Annotated in this window: 13 protein-coding genes; 10 read left to right on the forward strand and 3 right to left on the reverse strand. The window is 48.0% G+C overall.

Translation table 11 applies throughout. The features are described 5' to 3' along the window. The 5 genes from DBO31_RS00925 to DBO31_RS00945 all read left to right on the forward strand — a co-directional run. On the forward strand, positions 1–546 hold a 546-nt coding region (locus DBO31_RS00925), incomplete at its 5' end, for a class I SAM-dependent methyltransferase (protein ID WP_150824219.1). A gap of 90 nt (positions 547–636) precedes the next feature. Beyond that, on the forward strand, positions 637–1,584 hold the full coding sequence (locus tag DBO31_RS00930) for a metal-sensing transcriptional repressor (RefSeq protein WP_150824220.1): 948 nt from the start codon (positions 637–639) through the stop codon (positions 1,582–1,584). 8 nt (positions 1,585–1,592) lie between these two features. Next, entirely contained in the window at positions 1,593–2,348 is a 756-nt protein-coding gene (locus tag DBO31_RS00935) for a class I SAM-dependent methyltransferase (RefSeq protein WP_150824221.1), read from the forward strand. A gap of 193 nt (positions 2,349–2,541) precedes the next feature. Then, complete coding sequence (locus tag DBO31_RS00940) at positions 2,542–3,297, forward strand: macro domain-containing protein (protein ID WP_075581839.1); 756 nt, start codon at positions 2,542–2,544, stop codon at positions 3,295–3,297. Between the two features lie 15 nt (positions 3,298–3,312). Further along, positions 3,313–4,125 (forward strand): CpXC domain-containing protein, encoded by an 813-nt coding sequence (locus DBO31_RS00945; protein WP_059077079.1) that lies wholly within the window; start codon positions 3,313–3,315, stop codon positions 4,123–4,125. A gap of 85 nt (positions 4,126–4,210) precedes the next feature. Here DBO31_RS00945 and DBO31_RS00950 read toward each other — a convergent pair whose 3' ends face one another. From DBO31_RS00950 to DBO31_RS00960, 3 genes are all read right to left on the reverse strand, one after another. After that, positions 4,211–5,329 carry a hypothetical protein gene (locus DBO31_RS00950; protein WP_150824222.1) on the reverse strand — a complete coding sequence of 373 codons (1,119 nt, stop codon included), beginning with the start codon at positions 5,327–5,329 and terminating at the stop codon, positions 4,211–4,213. Between the two features lie 39 nt (positions 5,330–5,368). After that, complete coding sequence (locus DBO31_RS00955; protein WP_150824223.1) at positions 5,369–6,232, reverse strand: NYN domain-containing protein; 864 nt, start codon at positions 6,230–6,232, stop codon at positions 5,369–5,371. 148 nt (positions 6,233–6,380) lie between these two features. Further along, entirely contained in the window at positions 6,381–7,475 is a 1,095-nt protein-coding gene (locus tag DBO31_RS00960; protein ID WP_150824224.1) for a M48 family metallopeptidase, read from the reverse strand. A 259-nt stretch (positions 7,476–7,734) separates the two neighbouring features. On the opposite strand from DBO31_RS00960, the gene DBO31_RS00965 reads away from it, so the two are divergent. The 5 genes from DBO31_RS00965 to DBO31_RS00985 all read left to right on the forward strand — a co-directional run. Next, complete coding sequence (locus tag DBO31_RS00965) at positions 7,735–8,463, forward strand: FadR/GntR family transcriptional regulator (protein ID WP_150824225.1); 729 nt, start codon at positions 7,735–7,737, stop codon at positions 8,461–8,463. 252 nt (positions 8,464–8,715) lie between these two features. After that, positions 8,716–9,546 carry a transketolase gene (locus DBO31_RS00970; RefSeq protein ID WP_113855323.1) on the forward strand — a complete coding sequence of 277 codons (831 nt, stop codon included), beginning with the start codon at positions 8,716–8,718 and terminating at the stop codon, positions 9,544–9,546. A 1-nt stretch (position 9,547) separates the two neighbouring features. Beyond that, on the forward strand, positions 9,548–10,483 hold the full coding sequence (locus DBO31_RS00975) for a transketolase family protein (RefSeq protein ID WP_059077073.1): 936 nt from the start codon (positions 9,548–9,550) through the stop codon (positions 10,481–10,483). Between the two features lie 63 nt (positions 10,484–10,546). Beyond that, on the forward strand, positions 10,547–11,890 hold the full coding sequence (locus DBO31_RS00980; RefSeq protein WP_150824226.1) for an MFS transporter: 1,344 nt from the start codon (positions 10,547–10,549) through the stop codon (positions 11,888–11,890). A gap of 79 nt (positions 11,891–11,969) precedes the next feature. Then, positions 11,970–12,491, forward strand: a 522-nt coding sequence (locus DBO31_RS00985; protein ID WP_150824227.1) for an SDR family NAD(P)-dependent oxidoreductase, incomplete at its 3' end; no start/stop codon positions are given.

Here is a 12,491-nt window from a genome sequence, read left to right on the forward strand (position 1 = left end):
CGCCTGGGACATGATGTCACAGCCATTGATTCTTCGACAGGCATGATACAAGAGGCCCGGCGGAATGCGGCGGAACATCACGTATCTGTTGATTTTCAGGCAGGTGACGCTCAGGCACTGCCGTTTGCATCGGCTTCGTTTGACGTAGTATTGTCTCGTAATCTGACGTGGAACCTGCCAAATGCAGTGAAGGCGTACCAGGACTGGCACCGCGTACTGCGCGATGGCGGATTGCTTTTGAATTTTGATTCCGATTATGGTCCTGTTCAGTTTACCTCGGCTGCATCAGAAGAAAAGAATATTCATCATACTGTCGATTCGGACCTTATCCGGGAGTGCGAATCCCTGAAAGATGCCTTATCTATCAGCAGGGAATGTCGTCCGGCATGGGATATGTACCGGCTGCAGGATATCGGATTTACCGATTGTCAGTGCGTAAAAGATATCCGTCCGGTTGTTCATATTTCATCGTGTATGCAATATGATTCGGCTCCCTTATTCTGCCTTTCAGCACACAAAAAAGGATTGGCCCGCTGTGCCCATTGATATGATCTGTTTCCATTGACACACGGCGACGGTGAACGTATCATAAGACATGACAACGTGTGACAATTCTTTCAAATAGTGGTGAAAGCAATGGATAAAGAACATGTTTTTTTTGAAAATTATGCCGGGACCTGGGACCGGGACCGCAAGGAAAATCCGGAAATCCTGTCATTCCTGGTAAAACTCATAGGGCTTTCGGCCGGTGATACGGTACTCGACGCCGGCAGCGGGACGGGCATTCTGCTTCCCTATCTGCATCAGGCGGTAACGGACACCGGACGGGTGGAAGAACTGGATTATTCCCATCGTATGCTGGAACAGGCCAGACAGAAGTTTGCATCCGTTCCGGGCATTGCATATACAGAAAAGGATATTTTAAAATACAAACTTCCACAGAATGCATATGATGCGATAGTTTGCCTGAACTTTTATCCACACATTGCACAGTATAAAGAAGTCTTTATTAAGAAGATGACTAATGCGCTTAAACAGGACGGGGCACTTATCATCATGCATGACATGTCCCGGAACCGGGTCAATGCGCTGCATGATCAGGGGAAAAAAACGCTGTCCTGCGTCCTTCCTCCTGTAGATATCATGGCAACGATGCTGATTACGGCGGGACTTTCTGTATCAATAGCCATGGATACGGATTCATACTATTTCATCAAGGCGGAAAAGAAGCAGTATATCCCCTATGAACAGTATCCGGAACCGCATTTTCAGGAAGAAACTTCCCGTCAGGAAACGGATACTTCCGGGCACAGTCACGTACACAGTCATACGCAGACAAAGGCTGTCATGAATCGGCTGGCCCGGATCAGCGGCCATCTGGAAGCGATTAAGCGCATGGTAGAAGAAGGACGGGATTGCAGTGATATTCTAATTCAGATTTCTGCGGTCGATTCTGCCCTGGTAAGTGTGGGAAAAGTGATTCTCCGCGATCATATTGACCATTGCATTGTCGATGCGGTAAAAGATAATGATATGGAAGCTGTAGATAATTTGAAAAAAGCCATTACGACATTCATTAAATAGGAGATAGCATGGAGATGCAGGACAAGGCCCGGGCTGTGGGCCAGCGCTGGGATTATTGTGCCGCCGGGTACGACAAGATAATAGAAGAAGAACGGCAGACACAGGAAGAATGCTGGCGTCAGCTGCTTATGGCACATCGGCCTGCCCAATCGGGCGAATTACTCGATATAGGTACAGGACCGGGATTTTTTGCCATCCTCATGGCAAAAGCCGGCTGGAAGGTCACAGGCATAGATTGTTCGGCCGCCATGATAGAAACGGCATCGCGTAATGCCCGGAAAGCGGGAATAGATGCCACATTCCGGCATGAAGATATTCATGCCACATCTTTTCCCGGCCAGTCCTTCGATTACATAGTCTGCCGGAATGTCACCTGGATTCTGTATGACCCGGAAAAAGCCTTTTGCGAGTGGTTCCGGCTGTTAAAGCCAGGGGGCCGTCTCTTGTATCTGGATGCCAACTGGTATTATGTAAAAGACGAAGCGGAACGGGCGGCAAGGGAACGCGATGAGAAAGAATACCGCCGGTTATATGGCGTGCCTGTCGATACGTATTGTGGTGATGATCTTACCGATCAGACGTTTCAACAGACCCTGTTTTTTAATCACGTTGACCGGCCGCGTTGGGACCGGGACCATCTGTCCCGGTTTGGATTTACCAACGTGCAGATTACGCCACGGCTGAACGAGCAGGTCTATGATGAAAAGTACCGGCTGTTATTCCATTCTATTCCGCTTTTTATGGTGACGGCAGATAAAAAATAATAGGATACGGATAAAATCTTGTCTGTGGCGGATAGGTGCTGGCGGACCGGCAATAAGGATGATTTTATACACGAAACGGGACTGTTTTTAGGACAGCCCGTTTTCTTTTTCCTTCGGCCGTACGGGATACAGAAAGGGGGATTATATGTTATAATACGGTAAAGAGATTCCTCTTACTAAAGGATGTGATACCATGCAATTGCGCATTATCTGTGGAGATATAACGACCTGGCCGGCAGAGGCGATTGTCAATTCAGCCAGTGAAAGCCTGATGAGTACTGGCGGCCTGGATAACCGCATTTATCAGGCAGGAGGCATTTCCTTGCGTGCTGCCTGCAGCAGTCTCGGCGGCTGCCCGGAAGGGAAAGCGGTACTTACCTTTGGGTATAAATTGCCGGCCCGCTATGTGATTCATACGGTGGCTCCGTTCTGGCGCGGAGGAAGCCATCACGAAGAGTCGCAGCTGCTGTCTTGTTACCGGGCCAGTCTGTCTCTGGCGAGAGAAAAGGAAGTGCATCATCTGGCATTTTCGTCTCTGGGAACGGGAGATAAACGGATTCCTCTGAACCGGGCTGCGGACGTTGCCATCCCTGTACTTCTGGAAGAAGGATTTGGGTTTTCGCGTATTGACTTCGTCTGTGAAACACAAGAAGAACAGGACGCCTATACTAAGGCGGTCATTTTTTACTGGCTGCAGCAGATCAATGATGCGGCAAAAGAGGATATACACACCGTATTGGAAAAGGCGTTGACGGCATTGACCGTGCTTCGCCAGACGAGTGATGGCCAGGAACCGATGGCCCAGGCTGATATGCTTCTGTCCCTGCGGCATACTCTGCATCCGTTTGCAGCCCTGCCGGTACCGCGGAGCATTATGAATCTGGAAAGTACGGCGCGGCAGGTGATGGACATTTATCATCTGGCCGGGACGAAGGCACAGGCCAACTAAAAGGAGATATGAAAGATGGATACTATTATTATTGGCAGCGGTGGCAGTCATGAAATCGATTTGTCCCTGACCTGTCCGGCATGTCACGGAAAGGGCGTATTTCATACGTGGGACTGTATCAATGGCACCGATGACCTGGCAATGCGCCAGCGCGTACTGCATGACCAGTCACTCTTCTTCTACACCTGTCCACACTGCCAGAGTGCAGTCCATGTAGAAGAAAAATGTCTGTACTTTGATAAAAAGAAGCATTTCATGGTATGGCATATTCCCGATTTAAAAATGACCGTTACCAGTGGAGAAGTTGAAGATTTCCTGGGACAGAATGATTTTTCCGGATATGACTGCCGGGTAGCTCTTACCTGGGGAGAATGGCGGGAAAAGATTATAGAAATGGAAAGTTCCTTTGACGACCGGCTGTACGAGCTGATTAAATATGGGGCATATCAGTTGCTGAAACCGGAGCAGAAAGAAAAACTGCCTCTGGAAATGTACCACTTCGATTACGCTGACGATTCGTATCAGCCAGATCAGCTGGCCCTTGTATTCATGGAAGCAGACCAGAAGGGAAACGGCTATGTATATCCCGTGAATACGAAGATGCTGGAAGTGACTCACGATGTATTCCTGCCGGTTTTGCAGAAACTTTCACCGCAAGCCGGGAAGGGGGTATTTGAACGGTATGGATATTCCTGGGCTGAACATTTTATGAAATATATCATAGAAGCAGCCAAAAAGCCCGGGATGGAGACGTACAGTCAGCTCGTCGGATTCTGGATACGGACGATAGGGCGCGAAATTTTTCAGACAGAATTAAAAGGGCAGTAACATTTATTCCGAATACAAGACAGAGGCAGCAGCAAAATGAACTGTGGGAAGTCATTTTGCTGCTGCCTCTTGATTTTTCCGTACATTATTTAGCTTTTGTAATCATACTGTAAGCGGCATATCCGCTCTGCCCGGCATGATCTCCTTCTTTAATCGTGATGGGAACGAATCCGTTTCCATGGGGATTGCCTGTCACTTCGATGGGAACGGCCGATTGGAAAACCAGTACCTGATTGTTCCGCAGCATCGTGCGGATTTTATCCGTATCGTGGTTTTTAGCAGCTGTAATAAACAGATCAATGTCCTTTTCGTTTATGACGACATAAGTGCCGCGTGTCATCATGTACGTTTTTCCGGATTCAAAATTGGGAAATTCCTTTTTTTGTGATTTAGGAACTTCCGTCGATGAATACGATGAGAAATCGACGTGAGCCGGTGCATTCTGGCGCTGGCGGTACATGTAGTACCCAAACAGGCAGAGACAGATAATCAGAAGAGGAATGAGACTGAAACGGGTAGCGTGTGTCAGCCGCTCTGAAAGGGGCTGTGGTTCTTCTTCTTCCTCATCTTCCATACTTACTTCTTCCTGCAGTGTATCGGCAGGGAGATTCAGGGCCCCGGCCAGTACCATAGAAAGAGGGACACCGTATCCACTGGCCGGATAAATCATCTGCAACCGGTCGAGGGCGCTCGTACAAGCCCGGGCCCGGCTGGCAGCATCATCCAGATCGGCACTGAGACGCAGGCGGTGGATAATAGAAATAAATGAATCGTTTCCCAGATTGGGCATATAGGTAATGGCGAGGAAACGGAGATCGCGGATGTATAATTCAGGCAGCATAAATGTCCGGCCCGATGTTTCATAACTGGCTTTCAGTGTACGCAGAGTGCGTGAAGCATCATACAAGGCCAGGACATCTCCTTTCAGGAGGGGCAGGATTTGCCGGTCCCATACGGTGGCAAAATCTGCACTATGTGCTACCATAGAAGCCGTCACTTTGCGCGAACATGAAAAGTCATCTACCGGTGGCTTTACCAGATAGGTCATGCTGTGAGCTTTGGATTCACTGATCCAGGCGATAGCGATACGGCAGATGCTGGTATCGTCGCTGCTGGCTTTGTCGAAAGCGATGGCAATGGCCGAGTTATTTTTACGGCGCATGATGGATTGTAAAATTTGTTGTGTCTTGATGTCCTCCTCCATAATACCATCCTTTCTATAAGAGCATCTGGTATGCGGCTATCAGACTTTACTCTGCCGCTTTCTGGACCGGGATGAATGGGTGTAATGATGACGGTGAACCGGTTTTAATTTGAAATAATTGTGCTTGACCGTTTTATTTTTATCATCGGTAATCGTATTGACTTCGAACATATCCAGAGATTCGATGAAGGGGACAAATTTCTTGAATCCGAAATTGCGGACATCGAAGTCGGAAAATTGTTTGTTGAGCAGATTGCCCAGCGTACCGGAGAAAATCCAGCCGTTATCGTCGGAATTTTCTTCCGTGATTTTTAACAGCGCCTGCCGGATTGTGCGGAAATTTTTGCCCGAAGTTTTTTCTGATTTGACTGGTTCTTCTGTGGCGGGAGAGATGACAGGCGGTGTATCATCGATGATTGCCGGTTTGGCCGCATCCGTTGTTTCTGTATCGGCTTCATTTTCTGCTTCTTCCAGCAGGACATCGAGATAGAGGAACTTATTGCATGCCGAGATAAAAGACCGGGGCGTCTTACTCTCTCCCATGCCGAGGACGTATTTCTGTGATTCCCGGAGCCGGGATGCCAGACGGGTGAAATCGCTGTCTGAAGAAACGATGCAGAAACCGTCGAGATTGCTTTGGTATAACAGGTCCATCGTGTCGATGATTAATGCTGAGTCAGTCGAATTTTTTCCCGTCGTATTACTGTATTGCTGAATGGGCTGTATGGCATTGTTGAGAATCGTCGTCCGCCATGATGCCATCTGTGGTGTAGTCCAGTTGCCGTAAATCCGTTTATAAATGACATCGCCAAGATTATTGGCTTCAGATAAAATAACATCAATGTACTTTGTCGAAATATTTTCGGCATCAATCAACACCGCAAGTTTCATTTCCTGGTTCATAACTGTATGCTCCTCCTGTATAGAATTATTTTATCATGTAGCGTAATAAAGATAAAGCAGAGGATTATAGGAAATGGAAAAAATAACAGGGGCATCCGGTAAAGTAAAACTCGACTTACCGGATGCCCCTGTTGCCGTGTTACAGGGATTATAATAATTTTTTCAGTGTACTGGTTACTTCTTCCGGATTTCTGACAGGGGATAAATCCATAATCTGCTGCTGGCCGACGCATAAGATATTATTGCCGTCTACATGGACATCGCTGACGGATGGTTTGCCGTTATTGTGGTAGACCGCTGAAAGATTGCCGGCAATCAGATATGCCCGTTCTTTTCCACTCATGTTGGGGATATCCTGAGGCTGATAGAAGTCCTTTTTGCGGATGGTGATCATGCCTGTGTCCTTATTGACAGCGACGACATTATTGCTCCATTTTGTAATATCGGCGCTATACGTGTCGCGGCGGCTTACCGTCGTAGGATGATCGTTGAACAGTTCCATGATGCCGCTGGTCTGCACGTCTTTTTCCTTATCGAGGAACCGCTGCCATAAGGCGGCGCCGCCACCGACGTTATACCCGGCCGCTACGGCATACTGGAACCCGAGGGCATCGGCTTCCTTTTCCATCGGTTTGGTTACCAGTTTGGCAGAGCCTATCTGGTCCAGAATAGCCGCACCCAGCTGGGCGGCTCCTCCGCCGGAACCATAAATCGCTGCCAGAAGGTCGAGGGGCATGCGTTTTTTTACGCCGCTGATGGCATGATTTTTTTGTCCATGTCCCATTTCATGGGCCAGAACGAAGGCAACTTCATTTTCATTGTAATTCAGCGGTTCAAAGAGACCGATATTGACACTCATATTATGTCCGATAGTGCAGAACGCATTGAAACTCGTGTCGTTATTTACAAAGTAATTGTAGGGCTTTTTCAGGATAGATGGATCTGTCTTGGCAATGGCATTGGAAAGACGCGTCATGACCCGTTCTGTCATGGCATTGGCCTGATAATCAGTATTGACGCCATACTTGGCTTTTATCTGCTTCATATAGTCGTCGCGGCCTTCATTATCCAGGTAATTAAGCTGCTGATTTAACTGGGCGTAATAGGCGCCAGCCTGGGCAATCGTACCGATGGTACCAATATCAATAGCCTGTACGGGAGACGTTTCTGCCATGGTGCAAAAACTAAGACCCAGGACCGCGGCGGCAGCCAGCAAGGTCCGTTTCGTTCTGTGTATAAACATGATACCCCCACTCCTTTCGCATGGTACACTCTATGCAGCCCCATTATACCATAATAGCATGGAGTAAGACATGAGATTCAAACGAAAAATAAACATCAAATGTTCAACAAAGTATATTGCGTTATGAGCTAATTTTGTATTTAATATATTATAAAGATATATTATAATAAGGAAGAGATTTAGAAGAGAATAATGGTCAGAGGATAATGACTAAGGTATAGATTTTTAAATAATACTTTGAATCAGGATGTGAATCATTATGGCAGCAGAAAAAACGTATTTAAAACCTATAAAGAGCAAATCTGTCGTCCAACAGGTCATCGACCGCATTACGGAGGCGATTGTAAATCACCGCATTCATCCCGGCGATAAAATCCCGACCGAGCAGGAATTGGCTGAATCCTTTGGCGTGTCACGCAACTCCGTGCGGGAAGCCATCAAGATCCTCGTTTCCTATGGCGTATTGGAAATCCGCCGGCCTGAAGGGACCTTTGTCTGCCAGGGGTTCAGTGAATCCATGATTGATCCGCTCCTTTATGGCATCATCCTGAGTGATACGGAATCGATGGAGTCATTGAAAGAGTTGCGGGAATGGATCGATGTCGGTATTATTTATAAGGCCGCCAAGAAAGCAGATGATGAGGACTTACGGAAATTAAAAGGCGCATTGGATGCTATCCGGGAAGCGGCAGTGAACAAGAATTTCAAAGCCATGTGTGATGCCGACGAGGAGTTTCATCAGTGCATGGCGGATATGACTCATAATATTTTGTTTATAAAAATTAGTGAAGTGACCAGGTTATTAACAAAAAAGATCCGCTATCAGACCGTGTATAATATGGGCAAGATGGGAAAAATAAAGGAAATGTACGATGTTCATCTTTCCATGTACCAATTTATCAAAGATAAAAAACAGACGGCTGTCGATGAAGTCGTGCGGCAGGGATATTTCTATGAATATGGCGTTCTGGATGAAGAAGGAAATTAAAACGATATAGATGTTTATTGCACGGGCGGTCCTGTCAGGGTGTCATAACCCAGACAGGACCGCCTTTATGTTTATGGCTCATCAGAGTAGTTATATCGATGCAAAAGGAGCAAACGCGTAATTGTATAAAGTCATTGACAACATCCTACGTTGGAAGTATAATACAGTCAAAAGTTAAACATCCTATGTTCAACAGAGGATGAAAAGAGTAATACAATTTTATCTATTATTTATCTTACGAGGTGACATTGCATGAAACGAACAGAAGAGGAATTGAAAGAGGTTGCGAAAGACCTGCGGAAAAAAGCCGTAACCATGATTTATGAAGCACAGTCCGGCCATCCCGGCGGTTCACTTTCCGTCGCTGATTTTGTAGCTGCCTGCTATTTTGGTGAAATGAATATTGACCCGAAGAATCCGAAATGGGAAGACCGGGACCGGTTCATCCTGTCTAAAGGCCATGTATGCCCCATTCAGTACGCGGCTCTGGCAACACTGGGATACTTCCCCCTTGATGTACTCCATACACTGCGGAAAGAAGGATCGATCCTGCAGGGCCATCCGGATATGAAGAAATGCCCGGGCATCGATATTTCGACGGGCTCTCTCGGTCAGGGCCTGGCTTGTGGCGTTGGCATGGCACTGGCAGGCAAACGGGATAATAAAGACTATCGTGTATTCGTAGTCGTCGGTGACGGCGAAGCCCAGGAAGGGGAAATCTGGGAAGCTGCCAATACGGCGCACAAATACGAACTGGATAACCTGATTGTTTTCGTCGATAACAACAATCTGCAGCTCGATGGTACGACGGACGAAGTTATGCCGAACGGTGACCTGGGCAAGAAATTTGAAGCCTTTGGTTTTGACGTATATGAAATCGACGGCAACGATATGCACCAGATTGTCCATACACTCGATATGATCCGCATGCGCAAAAACAAGAAGCCCCATTGCATCTTCGCCCATACCGTAAAGGGCAAGGGCGTATCGTATATGGAAAACCAGTGCGGCTGGCACGGTGTTGCTCCGAACGATGCGGAATATAAACAAGCGATGGAAGAACTCGAAGGAGGCCTGAAATAAAATGGCAGATATGACAAAAGCAACCCGCGATGGTTTCGGTGAAGAAATACTGAACCTTGGTAAAGATAACAAAGATATATATGTAGTTGATGTGGATATTGCGAAATCGTGCCGGACGACGCCCTTTTCCAAGGCTCTGCCCCAACAGCACGTCAACGTCGGCATTGCTGAACAGAATGGTGCCGGCCTGGCAGCAGGGCTGGCTACATGCGGCAAAATCCCGTTTGTCGTTACCTATGCCGTATTCGGTTCCCTGCGCATGTGCGAAATGATCCGCCAGGAAATCTGCTATCCTAATCTGAATGTCAAGATTGCCTGCTCCCATGGCGGTGTTACTCCGGCTAATGATGGCGCCAGCCATCAGTCTATTGAAGATATGGGTGTTCTCCGGACGCTGCCTAACATGACGGTCTGCATGCCAGCTGACTATGTAGCAGCCAAGAAACTGACGAAAGCTGCTGCTGAAATGTATGGTCCGGTATACCTGCGCTTTACACGCGATCCCATTGCAGTCCTCTACGATGATGACGTAGAACTCCAGCTTGGGAAAGCTCATCAGATTCAGGACGGCAAAGACATTGCCATCATTGCCAACGGCGATACGGTCCGCCTGGCTATTGAAGCGGGAAAGAAACTGCAGGCTGAAGGTATCTCCGCACGCATCATCGACATGCACACCATCAAACCTCTTGATACAGAAGTTGTCAAAGACTGCCTGGAAACGATCGGCAAGGTTATTACCGTCGAAGACCACAATATCATCAACGGCCTGGGAAGCGCTGTCTGTGAAGTAGCAGCAGAACTTGGCAAAGGTCAAGTCAAACGCATGGGTATCCAGGACCGCTTCGGCGAATCGGCTCCATACGAACATCTCCTGGCAAAGAACGGCGTCTCTGTCGACCATATCGTAGAAACGGCTAAATCCTTTTGCCAATAAACAACCTACATTGAACGTTGAATGGTTATTGGACATATATTGGGAGAAAGGGAGTGCAGTTTTATGACAACAGCAGCAGCTAATGTTGCGGATATAGAAAAACGTACTGTACACAAAGTAACACGAAGACTGATTCCATTCTTGTTCCTCTGCTTTGCCATTTCCATCCTGGACCGCGTCAATATTGGGTTTGCCGCCCTCCAGATGAATGCCGATCTCGGCTTTTCCAGTGCCGTCTTTGGCTTTGGTGCCGGCATCTTCTTCTTCGGCTACTTCCTCCTGGAAGTGCCGGGAAGTGCCCTCATGACCAAATTCGGCGCCCGTCGCTGGATTTCCCGTATCATGGTTTCCTGGGGCCTCGTATCCTGTCTGACGGCATTTGTACAGAACGACATCCAGTTTTATTGCGTACGATTTGCTCTCGGCGTCTGCGAAGCCAGCTTCTTTCCCTGCATGGCCTGGTATCTGAGCAACTGGTTCCAGACGAAGAACCATGCCAAGGCTATCGCCGGATTTATGATCGCTATCCCCAGTGCCAGTGCCGTCGGCTCGCCTATTTCTACGTATCTGCTGGAACTGAACCTCTTTGGCCTGGAAGGCTGGCAGACACTGTTTATCCTCGAAGCTATCCCGTCGCTCATCCTCGGCGTCGCCTGCTTCTATTACCTGACCGATTCGATTGAAGAAGCCCACTGGCTGGAAACGGATGAAAGGGAATGGCTGAAGAATATTGTGGCCGAAGAACAGGCTGCAAAGGCCAAGAAAAAGAAAGTATCCTTCCTTACGGCTCTGAAAGAACGGGATGTCCTCATCCTCGCCCTGGGATACTTTGCCTGGATCTGCGGATATTACGGCATCGTCATGTTCCTGCCGACACTGGTTCATGGCCTTTCCAGCACCATTGCTACGACGACCATCGGCTGGATTATCGGACTCATGTATCTCCTGGCTGCATTTGTCATGTATGCTGTCGGCCGTCATTCCGATAAAGTCAATGAACGGCGGTATCATGTAGCCGGCTGTCTGGTAGTCGCTGCTGTCGGTCTCGTCGCCAGCGTCTACATTGCCCAGTCCAACGTCATAGCCAGTCTCATCGTCTTTGCCGTCGCACTGAGCGGCGCCTATGGTGCCTATTCTCCGTTCTGGGCCATTCCGCCGGCGTATCTTTCCGGTTCTGCTGCGGCAGCGGGTATTGCCCTCATCAACAGTGTCGGCAACCTGGGCGGATTCTTTGGTCCTTATGTCATGGGTTACGTCAGCACCGTAACCGGTTCCTTTGATGCCGACGTCCTTTTCCTGGCCATCTGCATGGTCATCAGTGCCTTTGTCGTCACGGTCCTGGTTAAACAGACAGGGAAAGCTATCGACGATAGTAAGTTAAATGCAGCTGATTCAGCTGATAAATAAATATTCACAATCTATTACATCAATACATTTTATTAACACCGTGTAAGATTACACGCGCTATTTCAAGGAGGTTTTTCAAATGTTAGATTTCACAGATCAGGTAGTCATCGTTACAGGTAGTGGTTCTCCTAAAGGTATGGGTCGTGTCATGGCCCGCACATTTGCAAAGCAGGGCGCTCAGCTCATCATTGCAGATATCAACATGGCCGGCGTTCAGGAAACGGTCGATATCATCAAAAATGAAGGCGGCAAAGCCGAAGGCATCAAACTCGATGTTACGAGCAAAGAATCGTGCGAAGCAATGGTCGATCACATCATGAAGACCTATGGCCGTCTTGACGTTCTCGTCAATAATGCCGGCATTTCCCAGCATGTTACCGTAGCCGATATGACGATGGATGATATGAAACGCATTTTCAACGTCAACATGTTTGGCTTGTTCCTCTGCACCCAGGCCTGCATGAAACCGATGGTTAAAGCCGGTTATGGCCGTATCGTCAACCTTTCTTCCGTATCGGCCAAGCGCGGTGGCGGTATTTTCGGCGGTGCCCATTATTCAGCAGCGAAAGCAGCCGTCCTCGGCTTTTCCAAGAACCTGGCC

Origin of the sequence: Megasphaera sp. DJF_B143, assembly GCF_900320625.1 — a bacterium.
Lineage (GTDB): Bacteria > Bacillota > Negativicutes > Veillonellales > Megasphaeraceae > Megasphaera > Megasphaera hexanoica.

Coding starts and splice junctions, on each gene's coding strand:
- DBO31_RS00970 (WP_113855323.1), top strand. CDS start 8,716: ATGAAACGAACAGAAGAGGAATTGAAAGAGGTTGCGAAAGACCTGCGG.
- DBO31_RS00965 (WP_150824225.1), top strand. CDS start 7,735: ATGGCAGCAGAAAAAACGTATTTAAAACCTATAAAGAGCAAATCTGTC.
- DBO31_RS00935 (WP_150824221.1), top strand. CDS start 1,593: ATGGAGATGCAGGACAAGGCCCGGGCTGTGGGCCAGCGCTGGGATTAT.
- DBO31_RS00980 (WP_150824226.1), top strand. CDS start 10,547: ATGACAACAGCAGCAGCTAATGTTGCGGATATAGAAAAACGTACTGTA.
- DBO31_RS00975 (WP_059077073.1), top strand. CDS start 9,548: ATGGCAGATATGACAAAAGCAACCCGCGATGGTTTCGGTGAAGAAATA.
- DBO31_RS00960 (WP_150824224.1), bottom strand. CDS start 7,475: ATGTTTATACACAGAACGAAACGGACCTTGCTGGCTGCCGCCGCGGTC.
- DBO31_RS00930 (WP_150824220.1), top strand. CDS start 637: ATGGATAAAGAACATGTTTTTTTTGAAAATTATGCCGGGACCTGGGAC.
- DBO31_RS00945 (WP_059077079.1), top strand. CDS start 3,313: ATGGATACTATTATTATTGGCAGCGGTGGCAGTCATGAAATCGATTTG.
- DBO31_RS00940 (WP_075581839.1), top strand. CDS start 2,542: ATGCAATTGCGCATTATCTGTGGAGATATAACGACCTGGCCGGCAGAG.
- DBO31_RS00950 (WP_150824222.1), bottom strand. CDS start 5,329: ATGGAGGAGGACATCAAGACACAACAAATTTTACAATCCATCATGCGC.
- DBO31_RS00955 (WP_150824223.1), bottom strand. CDS start 6,232: ATGAACCAGGAAATGAAACTTGCGGTGTTGATTGATGCCGAAAATATT.